The organism is Brevibacterium casei CIP 102111 (assembly GCF_900169275.1).
Lineage (GTDB): Bacteria > Actinomycetota > Actinomycetes > Actinomycetales > Brevibacteriaceae > Brevibacterium > Brevibacterium casei.
This window is the reverse complement of sequence record NZ_FXZC01000001.1, coordinates 822437-840401: the sequence shown is the minus strand read 5'-3', so window position 1 is coordinate 840401 and position 17965 is coordinate 822437. Positions and strand designations below refer to the sequence as shown.

Below are 17965 nucleotides of genomic sequence, written 5' to 3'. Positions count from 1 at the left end.
CCGCCTCAACCGCCGACTCATCCACCCAGGCCTCCGTGGAAGCAGCAGCCAACGCCGACGCCTCCACGGATCCCGACGCAGCGGCGGACCCGGACGCGGCAGCCGACCCTGACTCAGCCGCGGACCCGGATGCTTCGACAGACCCGGATGCCTCCACCGATCCCGACGCCTCGGCGGACCCGGACGCGGCAACCGACCCTGACTCAGCCGCGGACCCGGATGCCTCGACAGACCCGGATGCCTCCACCGATCCCGATGGCGCAGTCAACGTCAACGCCGCCGCTTCCGCCTCGGCATCGGCCACCGCCGATGACAACGGCGACCCCGCCGCACAAGCCGCGGCACAAGCCGCAGCCGACGAAGACGCGAACACCACCGCCTCGGCGGCAGCCAACGAGAACGCCGAAGCAGCAGCCGAGTCCGCAGCGACGGAAGACGCCACCACCGACACCACCGCCGATGCGACAACGGATGCGAACTCAGCGGCCAAGGGAGCAGCCAAGGCAGCAGCCAACGCCGACGGCACGGACTCGACGAACGCCGATCAATCAGCAGCAGCGAACGCCGACGCCTCCTCAGCAGCCGAAGCCGCCTCAACCGCCGACTCATCCACCCAGGCCTCCGTGGAAGCAGCAGCCAACGCCGACGCCTCCACGGATCCCGACGCAGCGGCGGACCCGGACGCGGCAGCCGACCCTGACTCAGCCGCGGACCCCGACGCCGCAACGGATCCCGATGCGACGGCAGACCCCGATGCGGCAGCAGGAGACGACGTGAATGCCGCTGCAACCGCCTCCGCCTCGGCGAGCGCAGACGACGACGGCGATCCTGCAGCCCAGGCAGCCGCTCAGGCTGCCGCCGAAGAGGACGCAACGACCACAGCGTCCGCCGCGGCTGACGAGAATGCCGAAGCAGCAGCGGAGTCCGCGGCGAGCGAGGACGCCTCCTCGGAGGCCTCTGCCGACGCCGCTTCGGGTCCCAACGCCTCATCGCAGGCAGCTGCCCAGTCGGCGACGAAGGCTGACAGCAACGACGACACGAACGCCTCGGCAACGGCGGCCGCTGATGCCGACCCGGCAGCCGCCGCCTCGGTGACGGCAACGGCCGACTCCGCGACGAAGGCATCGGCAGAAGCCGCCTCGGACTCTGACGGGTCGTCACGCATCGGAGGGGCGTCCAGTGCCGCCGCCGACGGCTCGTCGAGTGCAGGCGGATCGACCTCCGCATCGTCCACCTCTACGAATGCGAGCTCGACCGCCTCGGGCGGTGGAGATCTGCCACGGACCGGTGCTGACGGGACACTCGCGCTGACCGGACTTGCCGGGCTGCTCGTCGCCGCCGGCACCGCGATCACTCTGAGTGTGAGACGCCGGCGGCTCTCAGCGCACCAAGGCTGAGTGCGGCTCGACACCGAACAGCACCGTCGCCGGCAAGGGCACATTCCTCCCCGGCGACGGCGCTGTCATGCTCGTGCGAAAGCGTCGGCCAGTTCGTCCGGTCGGGTGAATAGAGACTCATGACTGCCCGGCACCGGAACCGGCTCGACCCCGAGCCGCTCGGCGAAACGGGGCCAGCCGTACTCTCCTTCCGGCAGTCCGATGTCCTCGGCGCCGAGCAGATAGGACACATCGATTCCGAGTTTGGTCGGCATCACAGAGTCAACGGGAGTCGTGAAGTACTGCATCGGCTGGGAAACCAGCAGACTGTGGATCATCGTCTGAACGGACTCGTCGGCGTCCTGCATGAACGCGGCCTTCCATACCTCGAGCGGGAGCATCACGGAGTTGTCACCCGATTGGGCAGCCAGCCCCTCGAACAGCTCACGATAGTGCGGCGGAACCTCGTCCATGAGCGACCGGCCGGCGGCCGGAACGAAAGCACTCCAGTAGACGAGCCTGTGGAGCCGCTCGGCGATCCGCGGTGCCGCACCGGTGATGACATACCCGCCCCAGCTGTGACCGATGAGCGTGACATCGCGGAGGTCGTTCTCCTCGATCACCGTGACAATATGGTCGATCACATCATCGAGCCCGTATCTCTGCGGCTCATCCCCGTCATGCAGCCCGGGCAGCGTCGGCGCATAGACCGTATGCCCGGCTTGCCGCAGATGCTGTGCGACCGGCCGCCAAGCCCATCCTCCGTGCCAAGCACCGGATACGAGAACGAATGTCTTCAGCATGGCAAACTCCCTTGGTTGCACTTGCAGATGGTGACTCGATGTTACCGTACAGTCATATTCGTAAACAAGAAGCCGCGCAGCGCAGAAGCCCCGACCACCTCGGCCGATGATCCTTGAGAGTCACGTCACACAGAGGTACCGTCGGACTAACCCAGAGGAGGCAGCGCCATGAGCGGAGTCAACGAGGACCACTACCAGCCGTCGACCCACCCGGGCGACATCATCGAAGTCATGGACGAGGAGACCGGCGAGATGGTCAAACGCCGGATCATTCTCGACGAGTTCGGGAACGGCACGAAGACGAGGCCGCTCGAAGAGGGCGAAGAGGACGAGCTCCCCGAGAGCACCTGATCTCCGTCACCACCAGGCGCGGACGGTCTCCGTCGGTCCGTCCACCTCGGTGAAGCCTGCGTCGATGACGCTCACGGTCCTGCTTGCCGTGCGCCAATCGGCCTCACTCGGAGTGACGACGCGGAGACTGAAGTCGGCGTCTCGCCATCGGTCTCGCTGCTCCGGCGACATCTGCTCGAAGGCGAGTTGGGCCCCGTGGGCGACCTGAGCGGCGGCCTTGCCCGTCGTCAGAGTGACCAGCGGGGAGAGTTCGATCGTCACGACAGCCTCGGCGGCGGGCACGGATGTCTCTCCCTCATCGGGGAACTCCGTGCCCCCGACCTGCAGCTTCGACAGCTGCGGCGGCAGCGGGGAGACCGGCCCGGGCGGAAAGACCGACGCCTCTGCCGGCGCATAGTCTTCGGTCCCACCGAAGCTCACGGTCACGCTGCCAAGGGCACGCGCATCCTCGAGCTTCTTCCCGTCGCCGCGGCGCACGACCTTGCGGATCGCCCCGTCGCGCCAGTATGCGACGGCGTCGCTCCACTCCCCGCCTGGCTGTGAGCGCGGATCGTCGAGGAACGTGACCACAGCCCTTGCCGTGGCCTCAAGCACGTCGATGTGGCGAGACAGACCCGTCTTCGACTTGCGGACCACGATCGGCAACGACCACGGGACTTCATGATCGGTCTCGTGTCGGCGCATCTGTTCGATCCGCGTCTGCTCTGACATCTGCGTCCTCCGTCCCCCGCCGGCTCCCCGGCCTTGGCACATTCGTCGACGCGAGCGCGTGTGCCTTCGCGTGCCCTTGTCGATCACTCACTTCGACTATGACAACGTCGCCGGCCACCGCTTATTCCCACCGAGACCGGTTGCGGGCGCGGGCCGCCGGGGAGATCGCCCGGACCGCGCACTCGGGGGGTCCGCAACCCCGCGAGTAGGCTGGACGGTGCACGTCCGCGCGTTCAGAGATCCGGGGAGGGACACGATGACTCACGATGCGACCTCCCCTTCTCCGCAGGGGTCGACCATGCCGCGGGACATCCGCGAGGCGCTGTCGACGCAGATGCGGGAAGTGCTCCGGGTCCAGGATGCTCGCGCCGCCGAATGCCGGAAGGCCGCCGACGACGTCGTCACCGCCCGCATGGGACGGGAGGCTGTCCCCGACGATTCCAGGGATGCCCTGGCGCCGACGGAGTTCGCCGCTGCCCGAGCCGAGTACCGCGCCGAACGCGCCTTCTGGAATGAGGACGGACCGACGATGGCGCAGACCCTCGACGCGAACATCAGGGTCGGCGACGTCGAGGTACGCGTGCGCATCCACCGACCCTCAGACGACTCGACGCTCCCGGGCGTCGTCTTCCTCCACGGAGGAGGTTTCTCCCTCGGCGACCTCGATACCCACGACCGGATCGCACGGGTGATCGCCGTCGCCTCGGGAGCCGCCGTCATCGCCGTCGACTACTCGCTCTCTCCGGAGGCGATCTTCCCGCAGGCGCTGCTCGAATGCGCCGCCGTCATCGACCGCCTCGTCGCCCATGGCGGCACGTGGGGCATCGACGGCAGCCGGTTGGCCGTCGCCGGCGATTCCGCCGGGGCGATGCTCGCCCTCGGAGCGGCCCTCCTCCTGCGCGACGAACCCGAACGCATCCAGCACACACCCGAACGCGTCGGCGTCGAGAAGGCGTTCACCTCCATCAGGGCGCTCCTCCTCTTCTACGGCGGTCACGGTCTCACCGACTCCGAGAGCAGGCGACTCTTCGGCGGCGCATGGGACGGGATGACCCCGGAGGCTCTCGCGTCGATCGCCACTCTGCACTACTCGTCCCCCGCAGACGCAGAGAGCCCCTACGTCAACCACCTCGGCGCTGATCTCCGCGGCCTTCCCCCGACCTTCATCGCCGCCGCCGGACTCGACCCTCTGCGCGACGACAGTCGCGCCCTCGCGGCTCTCCTGCGGCGGGCGGGCACCGAGGTCGAATACATCGAGTACCCGCAGGTCCTCCACTCCTTCCTCCACTTCGGCAGGATGCTCGACGAGGCGAACGCCGCTCTCGAGGCGGCCTCGACGTTCGCTGCATCACACCTCGGTCGGGTGGACTGACGCCGACAGGCTCAGGGGTGTATCGTTGGAGGCCTTGCGATCTCCGCTCTGCGGAATCCCTGCGTCGACAGGACCTCTCGACTCTGCACACGCTCTCACCGGCTGCGGCACACGACATTCCTCTCGGCGAACCAGAACGCGGTCCCGCGTTCGGACACCCTGCCGGGAAGTTCCGCTCCCTCCGCACACGCGGATGCCGAATGCCCCGGCGCGTCGAAAGGCCACGCCATCACTGCGTCCACGACCACTTCCGCCCGTTCGTTCTCCGACCTCGGCGTCCCCACCGTTCTCGTCGATCAGCTCTCGGCCGACGGCAAGACCGCAGCGTTCCCCATCCAGCAGGACACGCTCGGTGACACCCTCGCCGGACGCGATGTGCTCGGCCGCGGGAAGACAGGCTCGGGCAAGACCCTCGCCTTCTCCATCCCCATGGTCGCCAGGCTCGCCGAGACGCAGCCGTCACGACCAGCCAGGGGCCGCGCCCCGCGCGGTCTGATCCTCGCTCCTACCCGTGAGCTCGCCACGCAGATCGCAGCGGTACTCGATCCGCTCGCCAAGGCGTGCGGGCTGACGACCACGACGATATTCGGCGGGGTCAAGCAGAAGCGGCAGGAGACCGCGCTGGCGGCCGGAGTCGACATCGTCGTCGCCTGCCCCGGGCGGCTCGAAGATCTCCTCCAGCAGGGCATCGTCTCCCTCGACTGCATTGAGGTCACCGTTCTCGATGAGGCCGACCACATGGCCGACATGGGCTTCCTGCCCGGCGTCACCCGACTGCTCGCGAAGACCCCGGTCGAGGGTCAGCGGATGTTCTTCTCCGCGACCCTCGACAACGACGTGGACAAGCTCGTACGACGGTTCCTCCACAACCAGGTGCTCCATTCGGTCGACGATCCGACCTCACACGTCGACGCGATGACCCACCATCTGTTCGAAGTCACCGCCGAGGACAAGAGCGAGCTCGTCCACCGGCTGGCCTCTGGATCCGGTCGCCGGATCCTCTTCACCCGCACCAAGCATCGCGCCAAGAGGCTGGCCCGGCTGCTGACGAAGCAGGGTATTCCGGCCGTCGACATGCACGGCAACCTGTCCCAGTCGGCCCGGGAACGCAACCTCGCCGCGTTCGCCGAGGGCGACGTCAAGGTCCTCGTCGCAACCGACGTGGCCGCCCGCGGGGTCCACGTCGATGCCGTCGAACTCGTCGTCCACGTCGACCCGCCCACCGAGCACAAGGCCTACCTCCACCGCTCGGGTCGCACCGCGCGCGCCGGCAGCGCCGGTGATGTCGTCACCATCATGACGCCCGAGGAGCGCAAGGACACCCTGGCGTTGCTGCGCAAGGCGAAGATCTCGGTCAAGCCACAGAAGGTCACCGCCGACTCCGCTCAGGTGAGCCCGCTCGTCGGCGAGGTCGCCCCGTTCGTCGAGCCCCAGGAGGGCCAGCCGGAGAAGGTGCGGGGAACGGAGGCCGCACCTGCCGGCCAGGCTCCATCGCACAAGCGCTCCGCGCGTCGCCGCCGCGGTCGCCGCGGTACCGGCGGACAGACTGGTCCGAAGTCCGGCGCGCCGACTTCAGAGAACACCGCGTCGACGACGCGCAGCTCCCGATCCGGTGAGTCCCGTACCGGACGCGCCCACAACGGCACGAAGGGTCAGGGACGCACCTCTGACAGGTCCCGGTCCCGGTCTCGCGCGGACCAGACGCGAGGGAGTCAGTCCCGCGCCGCGGCCTCGTCCCAGGGCGGGACGCAGCGGAGTTCGGATGCGCGTGGGACCACCGCGGAGACCCGTCGCCGCAACCGCTCACGCGCCGGCGGCTCCCAGCAGGTCTACTCGACGAGCAGCTGAGGCGGCACGGCCGGATCCTCGGCCCTACCGCCTGACCCCGCGGCCACCGGTGAGCCGCCCGTCCTCAGAACGTCGGCACGTCGGCGATGAGGGACTTCGTGTACTCGTGCTGCGGGTTCTCGAGCACGGCGTCCGCGGACCCGTAGTCGACGATGACGCCCTTGTTGAGGACGGCGAGGTTGTCGGCGATGTGACGCGAGAGCGCGATGTTGTGCGTGACGAAGAGCATCGCGAGCTGCCGTTCGGCCCGCAGGGTGCGCAGCAGCCCGATGATCGACGCTTGGACACTGACATCGAGCGCCGAGGTGATCTCATCGCAGACGAGCACCGACGGTGCGTTGACGAGCGCTCTGGCGATCGCCGCCCTCTGCCGTTCCCCACCGGAGAGATCACCAGGACGCCGGTGGTAGAACGACCGCCCCAGGCGCACCGAGTCGAGCGCCTCCTCGACGATGGCCTTCCTGCTCGCAGCCGTGCCCTCGCCGCTCATCTCGAGGGGAACGGTGAGCGACTGTCCGATCGACCGCCGCGGGTTGAGTGAGGAGAACGGGGACTGGAAGACGTACTGGATGCCGATGCGCTGATCGTTCGTCCGCTTCCTCGTCGACTTCGCCAGTTCGACGCCGCGCAGCCGCACGGCCCCCGAGTAGTCGTCGTTGAGTCCGGCCACACATCGGGACAGCGTCGTCTTGCCCGACCCCGACTCCCCGAGCAGCATCGTGCACTCCCCCGGTTCGAGGACGAGGTTGATGCCGTCGAGGATCTGCGCCTTCCCGTAGGCAAGCGCCACGTCCGAGACCTCGAGCAGGGGTGCCTCCGTGAGGAGAGTCGTCGCGTCTTCGGGCCGCGAAGCCGTGGAATCGGAAGTCGCGACAGTCTCCTCGGACTCCGACACCGCGGTCCCAGACGGCTCTCCGATCGTCTTGTCACCGGCGAGGTCGGGCACGGCGGCGATGAGCATCTTCGTGTAGTCGTGCTGCGGCCGGGAGAGCACCTGTGCCGCCGGTCCCTCTTCGACGAGGTCGCCGCGGAGCATGACGGCCACCCGATCGGAGATGTCCTTGATGACAGCGAGGTCGTGGGTGATGTAGAGGCCGGCGACGTCGTTGGCCACAGTCATCTGGCGGATGGTGTCGAGGACGACGGCCTGGGTGGAGACGTCGAGACCGGTCGTCGGCTCGTCGAGGATGAGGACATCGGGGTACATGGCGAAGGCCATGGCGATGCCGATGCGCTGCTGCTGACCGCCGGAGAGCTGGTGCGGCCACCGGCTCTGGTAGGCCTTGTCGCCGGGCAGTCCCACATCGACGAGGACCTGGGAGATCCGGGCCTCCCGCTCGGCGGCGGAGGAGCCGAAGCCGTGGATGTCGAGGACCTCGCGGATCTGGTCCCCCACGCGCATCGCCGGATTGAGCGAGAGGGCAGGGTCCTGCGGGATGTAGGCGATCCGGGACCCGCGCAGGGAGCGCACGGCCACCTCGTCGAGGTCGAGGACCTCCACGGCGGTGTCGTCACCGCGCGGCCACAGACTCACCGACCCCGAACCGTACTTGAGTCCTGAACGGAAGTGACCCATGCAGGCGAGACCGGCCGTCGTCTTCCCCGAACCTGACTCCCCGACGAGGCCGAGGATCTCTCCCCGGGCGAGGGCGAAGCTCACCCCGTGGAGGATCTCCTCCCCGGCGACCGTGTCGATCCTGAGGTCGGAGACCCGCAGGACGATGTTCTCGTTCGGCAATGATTCGTCGGGGGCGACTACGTCATTGGTCGTCGTCATCATTCCTCCACTGTGGTCGAGGCGGTGGCTCGGGCGAAGGAGTCCGCGAGCAGGTTGGTGCCGATGGTCAGCAGCGCGATCGCGATGACCGGCAGGAGCACGCCCCACGGCTGGATGCTCAGGGCGATGCGGTTCTCGTTGATCATCAGACCCCAGTCGGCAGCGGGCGGCTGGAGGCCGAGTCCGAGGAAGGACAGCGAGGCGATCGCACCGATCGAATAGGTCAGTCGCAGTCCGGCTTCGACGCTCAGCGGTCCGGTGATGTTCGGCAGCAGCTCGCGGACAAGGAGCTTCGTTCGCGGCATCGCGTACATCTCCGCGGCGAGGATGTAGTCCTCGTTGATGACGCCCAGGGTGGCCGATCGCGCCACGCGCGCGATGCGCGGGGCGTGGGTGATGCCGATGACGGTGATGAGCACCCACCCCTGCGGACCGAGCACCGTGATCGCCAGCAGCGCGAACACGAGCTGCGGGATGGCGAGGAGCACGTCGTTGAGGCGCATGATGATCGCATCGAAGCGCCCGCCGACGTACGCGGCGAGCATCCCCACGGCAGCGCCGAGGACCATGCCCAGCGCGGTGGCGAGGACGGAGTAGATGATGAGCGTGAAGCCGCCGGCGAGGAACCGGGAGAGCACGCTGCGGCCGAGGTTGTCGGTGCCGAAGATCCCGTAGGCAGAGAACGGCTTGCCGACGAACTCGGTGGCCGTCGACCCGGTCGCCCACGGCAGGAGCAGGGGGCCGCAGAAGGCGAAGAGGACGACGATCGCGGTGAGCGTCAGCCCGATCCGTCCCTGCTTCTGCGCGAGCACGCGGCGGAAGAACGGGACGTAGGTCGTCTGTGATTCCTTGGGGACCTCCGCGGCTTCGATGGCCGAGGACTTCATGTCGTCGAGGCTGCTGCTCATGCTGCGCTCCTCAGTTTCGGGTTGGTGAGGATGCCGACGATGTCGGCAGCCAGGTTGACCACGACGTAGACGGCGGCGACGAGCATCGAGATCGCCTGGACGACCTGGACGTCGCGGTAGGTGACGGCGTCGATGAGCGCCTGGCCGATGCCGGGGTAGCGGAAGAGGAACTCGACGACCACGACGCCTCCGGCCAGCCACGCGAGTTGGATCGCGATGACCTGGGCGACGGGACCGAGCGCGTGCGGCAGGGCGTGGCGGAGGATGACGCGGCGCTCGGGGACGCCTTTGAGGCGGGCCATCTCGACGAAGCCGGAATCGAGGACTTCGATCATCGTCGCCCGCATCATCCTCACGATGTAGGGAGTGACGACGAGGACGAGGGTGGCCGTGGGGAGGACGAGCTGAGCCGGGATCGTCCACACCGGTTGGCCCGGCGGGGCCAGGGTGACGGCGGGAAGGATCTGGAACACCGAGGTGGCGAAGATCGCGATGAGGCCGATGCCGATGACGAACTCCGGCATCGCCGCGAGCACGAGGCTGATCCCGGTCAGGGCCTGGTCACGGCGGGTGCCGCGATGCAGCGCCGAGTAGACGCCGAGTCCGATGCCCAGCGGCACGGAGATGATGGCGGCCAGGGCCATGAGGATGAAGGAGTTGCCGATGCGCTCCCCGAGGAGTTCGGACACCGGACCGCCCGTAGCGGTCGAGGTGCCGAAGTCGCCGACGAAGAGCCCGCCGAGCCATTCGAGGTAGCGCTGCCAGGGCGGCAGGTTGAGTCCGAGCTGTTCGTTGAGCGCTGCGATGCGTTCGGGGGTGGCCTGCTGGCCGAGGATGGCCCGGGCGGCGTCTCCGGGCAGCAGGAGGGTCGCGCCGAAGACGATGAGGGAGACGGCGAGGAGGATGAAGGCGGAGAAGATCAGCCTGCGGATGATGACTTGGGCGAACATGTCACACCTTTCCGATCCAGACGCGGTCGAAGCGCCACCCGCCCAGCGGCCGGCCGGTCGCGTTGGGTCGCAGGCCGCCGACGTACTTCTGGTATGCGTCGACCTGGTTGGCGAAGCCCCAGATGATGTAGCCGCCGTCGTCGTAGAGCATCTTCTGGAGTTCGTGTTCGAGGTCCCTCCGGTCGGCGGCCTTGGGGATGACACGGGCCCGGTCGAAGACCTCGTTGAACTTGGGGTCGTTCCAATGCGTCTCGTTGAAGGGGGACTCCTCGAGAGCGCTGGCGATGACCTGCGGCATGAAGTCACGGGTGTACCAGAAGTCCTGTGCGAAATCCCATTGGAGGTACTCGTCGCCGAAGAACGTCGTCGAATCAACCCGGCGGATGTCGACCCTGATTCCGGCGGCGGCGGCCTGCTGCGCGAAGACCTGGGCGGATTCGACAGCACCGGACTGGATCGGGGCGGTGACGAGTTCGACGTCGAGGCCGTCGGGGAATCCGGCTTCGGCGAGGAGCTGCTTGGCTTTCGGGATGTCCTGGGTCCGCTGCGGGAAGTCGGGGTAGTTCTCGCTCAGCGGACCGAACATGTCGTTGCCCAGCGTCCCGTACCCGGAGAGGACCTGTTCGATCATCTGCTCGCGATCGACGGCCAGGCGGAATGCCTGCCGCACCTTGGGGTCGTCGAACGGCGGACGGTCGACGCGCATCGTGAACGGCAGCCACATGCCGGTCTCGGAGTTGAGGATGCTCATCCGCTCATCGGCGTTGATCACCTCGACGAGTGCGAGCGGGATCTGGGCGATGGCGTCGACCTGGCTGGAGAGCAGCGCGTTGATGAGCGCATCGGTGTCGTTGAAGTTGAGCAGTTCGACACGCTCGAGGTAGGTGTCGTCGTAGCCGTACCAGTATTCGTTGGCGACGAGCACCGACGAGAGCCCCGGGGTGAACGTTTCGAGTTTGAAGGGTCCCGAGCATACCGGGTTCGCCGGGTCGTAGCCGCGCGGGACGATGGCAGCGGTGTACTCGGCGACGGCGTCGTTGAAGAGCCCGTTGGGCTCGGAGAGTCGGAACTCCACTGTGCGGTCTCCGGTGGGGACGACCTCGTCGAGCATCGTGAAGTTCGCTGCCGCTGTCTTGGGATCGTCGGGGTCGGTGATCCGTTCGAACGAGAACTTCACATCGTCACCGGTGATGTCGCTGCCGTCGGAGAACTTCAGCCCCTCCCTGAGGGTGCAGGTCCAGACCGTGGCATCGGCGTTGGAGGTGAAGGACTCGGCGAGAAGCGGGACCACCTGTGCCTCGTCGTCCCAGCCGTAGAGGGCGTTGTAGAGATTGACGGCACGCGCGACGTCGCCGCTGTTGACCGGGATGTGTCCGTCCACGGTATCGGCGGCATTGCCCCCGGTCACGCCCACCCGCAGGGTGCCTCCGCGGACGGGGTCACCGGCGCTGATCGCGCCGACGGCTCCCCCGCCGCACGCACTGAGCCCCGCGAGCGCTGTCAGGGACAGGCCGGCGCCGAGTGCTTGTCTTCGGTTCGGTGTGCTCATGTGCCTTCTTCCTGTGACGCTGCGTCCCGGGACGGACGACTTGGGGGCTGAGGCGCGGTGGCCTCGGGGGATGGGGGTGACTCGGGGGCGAGGATGTGTGCTGCGAGGAACGATTCGATCATGAGCCGGGCATCGTCGTCGCTGATCGTCATCTGCCGGGCGCTGCGGGCGATGCCTAGACCGTCGATGAACGTGCTCAGGCTCTTGACCATGAGATCCGTGTTGCCGGCTCGCATCTGCCCGGTCCGCTGACCGGCGACGATGACGCCGGTGACGAGCTCGAGCCATTCGCCGTAGACGGCGGTGAGATTGAGGCGAGAGCGCTCGTCGACGACCGCGCGGGCCCAGCTCTGGATCCAGATCGACCAGACGCGACGCACCGTGGGGTCGACACCGGCATGGACGCGGGCGAAGCGACGGAGCACCTCGACGGGATCATCGGGCTCGAGAAGGTCCCGGGCGGTGGCGATGATCTCGAGGGAGTACCGCAGCGCCGCCTCGAGCAACTGGGTCTTCGTGCGGAAGTGGTAGTTGATGGCGGAGACGGAGAGGCCGCTCGCCTCTGCGATGTCGTGGACCCGCACGGATTCGATGCCGCGGTCGGCGTAGAGCTCCCACGCGACCTCAACGATGCGCCGCCGGTTGCGTGTCCCTTTCGACATCCACGTCTCGTCGGCGTCGTCGCCAACCGCTGTGGGTCCGATGCCGACATTCGCCGGCGACGCATGATCGCGTGCCCCTGCCGACAAGGTCGGCTCGGATCCGCTCCCGACCGGGGTGACCGAATCGGCGGGCACCGAGGTGATCGTTCGCCGAGGCGGTCCCTCCCCCTGTCCGCGGGTGAGCCAGTCGGTGGTGACGTCGGTGATCTCGGCGATCCGTGTGATCTCCTCGACGCGGAACTTCCGTGTGCCTGCCAGCGATTTCGAGAGCTTGCTCGGTTCGAGTCCGATGCTGCGGGCGACTTCGCTGTGGTTGATCCCCGCCCGGCGGATCGCAGCGCGCACACGTGTTCCGAGTCCGGCCTGATCGCCGTCCGCTGCCTCTTTGCCGCCGAGCATTCCCCCAGTCTGCACGCGTGTTGCGATTTTGGCAAGAGTTACTAGGACACAATACAGTTTCGGTCTGTGTCGATCGGATCTCTGTCCCTCCGCACTCTTGCCGTACGCCATTCGGCAGATCTTCACAGCACATTGGTTTTGACTGGGCGTGATTCGGTGACACGATTTAGACCGTCAGTTCCGAAAACCGATCTTGTCGCTGAAAGTGGTTCCCTACAGTGTTCAACCCCCTCCGTACCGCAGCGTTGGCCACAGTTCGATCATCTGCCTGGAAGAAGACCAGCCAATGGATCCGAGGAACCGAGCGCTGGGTGCGGCTCGAGGAGGAGTACAACGGCGACTACGTCAAAGCTGAGGTCGTCGTCTACTTCGGTGACGCGAAGTCGAAGTTCTATCAGCTGAGTCAGTGGATCCCTGTCCTCGAAGAGCTCCATCGCACGCACAGGGTCGTCATCGTGCTCAGACGCCCATCGACCCTGCTCGCCGCGCGAGAGGTGACGCGACTTCCGCTCGTGCTCAAGCGCCGCTTCGACCCTCTGCACACCTTCTATCACGCCAACAGCTTCAAGCTCGCCCTCTACGTGAACAATGGAATGACGAACTTCCAGTCCTTGGGATTCGCGCCGATGGTCCATGTCCATGTCAACCACGGCGAGTCGGACAAGCTGAGCATGGTGTCGAACCAGGCTAAGTCCTACGACCGAGTGTTCGTCGCCGGAGACGCAGCCGTCGAACGACACCGGAGGGCGCTTCTGGACTTCGACGAGAAGGCGTTGGTCAAAGTCGGTCGTCCTCAGCTCGACATCGCCCGAGAGGCGGAACTCGAGCGGTCGTCGGCGCGCACGATCATGTACGCCCCCACGTGGGAAGGTGAGAACGACTCGAACAACTACACGTCGGTCGATCTCTACGGCCCTTCCATCGTCGAGGCCGCCTTGGCCCTGCCCGACACACGCGTCATCTACAAGCCCCACCCGCGAGTCGAGACGTCGAAGGATCCGAACATGCAGGCGGCGGACTCACGCATCAGAGAGCTGCTGGACTCAGCCAACGAGTCGATCCACGACCACTCGCTCCAGCACCAGATCCTCATGCAAGGGGACATCCTCGGGATGTTCGACGCGGTCGACCTGCTGGTCACGGACATCTCAAGCGTGGGATTGGATTTCCTCTATATGCATCCCGAGAAGCCCTTGGTCCTCACCGACCGGCGGGACGACCGAGAGCAGCTGCATGACGACGCGCCGATCAGTCGGGCAACACCGATCATCGACGGCGACTCCGTCAAGGACGCCCAGAACATCTTCGGTCAGGCGATGAACCAGGATGAGGCGGCCGGTGCTCGGACGGATCTCCGCACCTTCTACTTCGGGGCAGGCGAGAGGGGCACATCGACGAAGCTGTTCACCGCGGCAGTGTCCGAACTCATCGCACAGCGGTCGGCGGATCTTACGGGCTTCAGAGACTCAGGCTCGAACGCCGAATCAAGCGAGTGAGAGCGGCCCCGGAGTCCCTGCCCGGGCCACTGAAATCCGGCGAGCGGATCAGACGACCGGGGGGCGCCCGTGACGCGCCATTCTCAGCACGCCGCGACCCGAAAGCTTCTTGTGCCGTTCGTTCTCACTCCACGGATCGAGCTTCCACCCGTCACGCCACCCTTCGAACCACGGTCGCAGCTGATCGGGCTTGCTCGCCCACTTCAGGCACTGCATGAGCGTCCACGACCCGACGTACATCCAGTTGAACGGCCACGGCAGATTGCGTCTGGCCAACCAGACGCGGTTGCGGGCATTCATGTAGAAGTACTCGTCGTGGCGGCTAGGATCCATCACAGGGTGGGCGACAGCGAGGTCGCCCATGTACCACACCGAATATCCGGCGTCCCAGACGCGCCACGCAAGCTCGATGCCTTCGTGGGCGTACCAGAACGTCGACGGCCACCCTCCGCACTCGTCGAATGCCTTGCGCTGCATGCACACGGCGCCTTCCCACACGGAGAAGACGTTCGAGGAATGGTCGGCCTCGCCCTTCTTCAGGCGGGGAATCCACCGCTTGGGAGAGGCCGGGCCGCCTGGCTCCTCGACACGCGGCTGAACGAGGCCGATCTTCGGTTTCGTGCGCATGAGCTGTGCCATGCGCATGAGGGTCGTGTCGTCGGGCAGCCACGCGTCGTCGTCGAGGAAGAAGAGGAACTCACCCTTGACATGCGGCACACCGGCGTTGCGTCCGGCGGGAATGCCGAGGTTCTCCGGCAGTCCCAAGCGCTTGACTGCCGGAGGTATGCCTTCGGGATCCCAGCCGTTTCCCACGCAGACGATGTCGAGTTCGACTCCCTTCTGTGCGAGGAGCGAGTCGAAGCCGCGGTTGAGCTCTTCGAGCCGCTTGCCCTGAGTGAGCACGACGACGCCGAAGGTGTACTTCCGGTTCGCTTCGAACCGCTGTACGAGGATGCGATTGGGCTCGGTCATGACAGCCTCTTCGACGCCATGATCGACATGAAGTGACCGATGACTGAGAGCAGGCAAAGGGGGACGAGGACGAGGACGAGCCACCGTTCGCCGCTCAACGGTGCCGCGCCGAGCGGGACGATGATCGCCGTGACGATGCTCGAGACGAGGGCCAGCAGTGAGAGTTCGACCGAATGGTAGATGCGGTGGAACGGGACGAATCGTGCCGCGCGCTTGAGCTTGGCGGTGAAACCGGGGTTGAGTGCGGTCGCCGCCTGCGAATCTGCGAGCTTGTCCAATCCGCTGAAGGCGCGGGAGACGTGGACCATGTCGTTGAGGGCTTTGTTGAGCAGGACGAGGGAGGCGAGCATCGATCCGGCGAGCAGGTACGGGTACGTGCCGCCGGGATCGGTCTGGAGGTTCGACCATTCGCCGACGGCCCGCGCGCCGAGTGCGAACGCGACGAGGCCCTCAGTCGTGTAGTGGCCGACCTTGTCGAGGAAGACGCCCTTGGCGCCGCTCGTTCCCCGCCACCGGGCGACCTCGCCGTCGCAGCAGTCGATGTACATCTGCACCTGGGAGAAGAAGACCGCGAGCACCGCACCCCATACCCCGGGGATGAGCAGGGAGGCAGCGATGCACCATCCCGCGAGGATCATCATCCCGGTGACCCCGTTGGCGCTGATCCGGGTCCTCACCAGGAGCATCGTGAAGTAGATGGAGAAGTGGCGGAGGTAGAGCTGAGCGGTCCAATGCTCGGCGTTCTTCCGTGTCCGGACCTCGACAGGCTGGGCTTTCGCCCGCAATTCGGACAGCGTCGGGTACCGAGTCTGCTTCTCCGCGCTCACGCCCGACCTACCTTTTGACTGCATCCGTCCACGACAATTCACGTCAAGTTTACCGACTGTCCAACCGGCTCGCTACTTACGTGGCAGGAGCCGGAGCCCGCATTCTCTCGCGAGGACGCCGAGGTGAGCCGACCGGCAATCGTTCAATCGACCTTGAGGCTGAGATTGCCCTTCACCGTGCGATACGAAATCAGTCTTCCGAGCGCGGCCTCGTCCTTGTCACCGGCCCATGCGATGCGGTGACGCTCGATTCCGTGCCGTCCCGTCGTCTGCAGCCACACGTCGAGAATGGCATCCGATGGGAGAACGGCGAGCTCCTCGCCCGTGAAGGTCGCCGTTCCTGCCCCATCGACGGCCGAGGCGAAAGCGTAGTATCCGTCTCGAGTGCGCATCGCGATCACATCCTCGTTGCTCGCGCGTTCCCTCCGCCCGGACACGGTGATCGCGATTCCGCCGTCCGGCAGCGGGAGTGCAGTTCCACGTTCGGGAGTCGTCCTGCGCGGCGGATGGATCTTCGTGGTGGTCGAAAGCGTCGAGAAGAGCTGCGACCAGCGTTCGGTGACGCGTTCGTCGCTGAAGGTTCGGGCTTTCTCGACGGCCGCTTCGCGCAGGCGCCCCATCGCCTCGGCATCGCAACCGAGGAGCTCGGTGATCGCCGCGGTCATCTCCCGCGGGTCGCGGACGAGGAAGCCGTTCTCGCCGGAATCGATGATGTCGGATGGGCCGTATCTGATGTCGTAGGCGATGGGGACGCATCCTCGTGCCATGGCCTCGATGAGCACGACACCCATGCCCTCGAAGGAACTGGTGAGCAGGATGAACGAATAGTCGTTGAGCTGGTCGGCGGCACCATCGACGTGGCCTCGGAACGACACTCTTCTTGCCAGGACTTCACTCGCGTCGACCAGGCGTTCGAGTTCGGTGCGCTTCTCCCCATCGCCGAGGATGTCAAGGGTCAGTTCGGGACCGACTTCCCTCACCGCGCTCAGGGCATGATCGACCTGCTTCTGGCCGGTGAGTCGGGCGACGACAGCCCCGCGGTTCTGCTCCCGGCCGTCTCGGACGTCTGCGTCACCAGCGCTGACTGCCGTCGAGTTCGGGATGACGACAAGAGTCGGCGAATCACCGAAGGCCCGGACGAAATCCGCCTTCTGCTTCTCCGTGAGGAAGATGATGAAGTCGTAGTCGAACCAGTGGTTGAGGATCCCCAGACGGGATTTGGTGAAAGGTCCGTTAGGGGATGCTGACCGCGCGTTGAGGTGCGAGTTGTGGAGCACCTGGCCGATGCGGATGTGATCGCGACGGTAGTGAAAGAGGAAGGTCGCGATGTACTTCGACTCGTTGATGAGCACGGCGTCGTCGGATCCGATCGCGGCGTCGAGCCATGCGAAGTAGAAGTCCCGGGCCCGGGAGAACTCTGAGACGTAGCGCCCGTCGGGATCGATGATCACGAGTCGCCGCTTCTCGCCTGTACGGTCATCGATGACGCAGACGGACCCGTCGGCGCGCAGGTGATCGACTCGCACGACCTGACCGCTCGAGTCGAGGTATTCGACGTAGCGCGGGCATGACCGTGTCTCCAAGGATTCCATTGCTGCGGGTACGCCCGCGCCTGTGGCGGTGCCGCCGAAGGTCTGCAACTGCCGGTGATCGAAGGCGGCCACCTCCGACCAAGCGTTGCGCAGTTCCATGCCATCGATGAGTTCACCTGACTCGCGCAGGCGCGCACGAGCCTCGTTGACGTCGAGGCGATAGTCGAGGGTGAGCACGTCGACTGACATCCCCAGTCGAGTGACGAAGTTCCTCGAACGACGCAGCATGACCTTCGTCAATCCGCCGAACTCGTCGGGAATCGACCACGTGAGGTCGTATACGCGATCGACGCTCCCGCGGCCCTGCGTCACGGACGGTCGGATTCTCCTGAGCAGTCGGTCGAAGATCATGAGTGGAGTTCCTTGCTTGGT

At 66.3% G+C, this 17965-nt stretch carries 14 protein-coding genes and 1 pseudogene; 5 read left to right on the top strand and 10 right to left on the bottom strand.

What is annotated here, in order from left to right; genetic code table 11:
* Positions 1-1397 (top strand): annotated as a pseudogene (locus BC102111_RS03675) (hypothetical protein); the annotation flags it as partial.
* A gap of 65 nt (positions 1398-1462) precedes the next feature.
* On the opposite strand, the gene BC102111_RS03670 reads toward BC102111_RS03675, so the two are convergent.
* Positions 1463-2179 carry an alpha/beta fold hydrolase gene (locus tag BC102111_RS03670; RefSeq protein WP_180960565.1) on the bottom strand — a complete coding sequence of 239 codons (717 nt, stop codon included), beginning with the start codon at positions 2177-2179 and terminating at the stop codon, positions 1463-1465.
* Between the two features lie 168 nt (positions 2180-2347).
* Between BC102111_RS03670 and BC102111_RS03665 the strand changes: the two genes are divergently transcribed.
* Complete coding sequence (locus BC102111_RS03665; protein WP_063250689.1) at positions 2348-2530, top strand: hypothetical protein; 183 nt, start codon at positions 2348-2350, stop codon at positions 2528-2530.
* Between the two features lie 6 nt (positions 2531-2536).
* On the opposite strand, the gene BC102111_RS03660 is transcribed toward BC102111_RS03665, so the two are convergent.
* Complete coding sequence (locus BC102111_RS03660; RefSeq protein WP_101623607.1) at positions 2537-3241, bottom strand: aminoacyl-tRNA hydrolase; 705 nt, start codon at positions 3239-3241, stop codon at positions 2537-2539.
* A 256-nt stretch (positions 3242-3497) separates the two neighbouring features.
* On the opposite strand from BC102111_RS03660, the gene BC102111_RS03655 reads away from it, so the two are divergent.
* Together BC102111_RS03655 and BC102111_RS03650 are read left to right on the top strand one after the other, a co-directional pair.
* Positions 3498-4613 (top strand): alpha/beta hydrolase fold domain-containing protein, encoded by a 1116-nt coding sequence (locus BC102111_RS03655; RefSeq protein WP_101623606.1) that lies wholly within the window; start codon positions 3498-3500, stop codon positions 4611-4613.
* 228 nt (positions 4614-4841) lie between these two features.
* Entirely contained in the window at positions 4842-6461 is a 1620-nt protein-coding gene (locus tag BC102111_RS03650) for a DEAD/DEAH box helicase (RefSeq protein ID WP_101623605.1), read from the top strand.
* Between the two features lie 64 nt (positions 6462-6525).
* Here BC102111_RS03650 and BC102111_RS03645 read toward each other — a convergent pair whose 3' ends face one another.
* From BC102111_RS03645 to BC102111_RS03625, 5 genes are read right to left on the bottom strand one after another with little or no spacing between them, the layout of a single operon-like run.
* The gene (locus BC102111_RS03645) at positions 6526-8238 is read right to left on the bottom strand and encodes an ABC transporter ATP-binding protein (RefSeq protein ID WP_101623604.1); all 1713 of its coding nucleotides are present in this window, start codon (positions 8236-8238) and stop codon (positions 6526-6528) included.
* A complete protein-coding gene (locus tag BC102111_RS03640) occupies positions 8238-9146 on the bottom strand; it encodes an ABC transporter permease (protein WP_197464205.1) in 909 nt (302 codons plus the stop codon). Before BC102111_RS03640 ends, BC102111_RS03645 begins: the two co-directional genes overlap by 1 nt.
* Complete coding sequence (locus BC102111_RS03635) at positions 9143-10096, bottom strand: ABC transporter permease (protein ID WP_101623603.1); 954 nt, start codon at positions 10094-10096, stop codon at positions 9143-9145. Before BC102111_RS03635 ends, BC102111_RS03640 begins: the two co-directional genes overlap by 4 nt.
* Position 10097: 1 nt before the next feature.
* Complete coding sequence (locus BC102111_RS03630; RefSeq protein ID WP_101623602.1) at positions 10098-11645, bottom strand: ABC transporter substrate-binding protein; 1548 nt, start codon at positions 11643-11645, stop codon at positions 10098-10100.
* On the bottom strand, positions 11642-12721 hold the full coding sequence (locus BC102111_RS03625) for a TetR family transcriptional regulator (RefSeq protein ID WP_232252496.1): 1080 nt from the start codon (positions 12719-12721) through the stop codon (positions 11642-11644). The genes BC102111_RS03630 and BC102111_RS03625 overlap by 4 nt, the downstream gene beginning before the upstream one ends.
* A gap of 296 nt (positions 12722-13017) precedes the next feature.
* Here BC102111_RS03625 and BC102111_RS03620 point away from each other — a divergent pair, with 296 nt between their 5' ends.
* A complete protein-coding gene (locus BC102111_RS03620; protein WP_223289930.1) occupies positions 13018-14202 on the top strand; it encodes a CDP-glycerol glycerophosphotransferase family protein in 1185 nt (394 codons plus the stop codon).
* 48 nt (positions 14203-14250) lie between these two features.
* On the opposite strand, the gene BC102111_RS03615 is transcribed toward BC102111_RS03620, so the two are convergent.
* From BC102111_RS03615 to BC102111_RS03605, 3 genes are all read right to left on the bottom strand, one after another.
* Entirely contained in the window at positions 14251-15174 is a 924-nt protein-coding gene (locus BC102111_RS03615; RefSeq protein WP_063248915.1) for a glycosyltransferase family 2 protein, read from the bottom strand.
* Positions 15171-16001 (bottom strand): CDP-alcohol phosphatidyltransferase family protein, encoded by an 831-nt coding sequence (locus tag BC102111_RS03610; RefSeq protein WP_232252497.1) that lies wholly within the window; start codon positions 15999-16001, stop codon positions 15171-15173. Before BC102111_RS03610 ends, BC102111_RS03615 begins: the two co-directional genes overlap by 4 nt.
* Before the next feature lie 143 nt (positions 16002-16144).
* The gene (locus BC102111_RS03605) at positions 16145-17905 is read right to left on the bottom strand and encodes a glycosyltransferase (RefSeq protein ID WP_180960564.1); all 1761 of its coding nucleotides are present in this window, start codon (positions 17903-17905) and stop codon (positions 16145-16147) included.
* Positions 17906-17965 lie beyond the last annotated feature (60 nt).

Excerpts from the sequence above, each read along its gene's own strand:
- BC102111_RS03635 (WP_101623603.1), bottom strand. The coding sequence starts at position 10,096 with ATGTTCGCCCAAGTCATCATCCGCAGGCTGATCTTCTCCGCCTTCATC.
- BC102111_RS03615 (WP_063248915.1), bottom strand. The coding sequence starts at position 15,174 with ATGACCGAGCCCAATCGCATCCTCGTACAGCGGTTCGAAGCGAACCGG.
- BC102111_RS03645 (WP_101623604.1), bottom strand. The coding sequence starts at position 8,238 with ATGACGACGACCAATGACGTAGTCGCCCCCGACGAATCATTGCCGAAC.
- BC102111_RS03670 (WP_180960565.1), bottom strand. The coding sequence starts at position 2,179 with ATGCTGAAGACATTCGTTCTCGTATCCGGTGCTTGGCACGGAGGATGG.
- BC102111_RS03640 (WP_197464205.1), bottom strand. The coding sequence starts at position 9,146 with ATGAGCAGCAGCCTCGACGACATGAAGTCCTCGGCCATCGAAGCCGCG.
- BC102111_RS03630 (WP_101623602.1), bottom strand. The coding sequence starts at position 11,645 with ATGAGCACACCGAACCGAAGACAAGCACTCGGCGCCGGCCTGTCCCTG.
- BC102111_RS03655 (WP_101623606.1), top strand. The coding sequence starts at position 3,498 with ATGACTCACGATGCGACCTCCCCTTCTCCGCAGGGGTCGACCATGCCG.
- BC102111_RS03660 (WP_101623607.1), bottom strand. The coding sequence starts at position 3,241 with ATGTCAGAGCAGACGCGGATCGAACAGATGCGCCGACACGAGACCGAT.
- BC102111_RS03665 (WP_063250689.1), top strand. The coding sequence starts at position 2,348 with ATGAGCGGAGTCAACGAGGACCACTACCAGCCGTCGACCCACCCGGGC.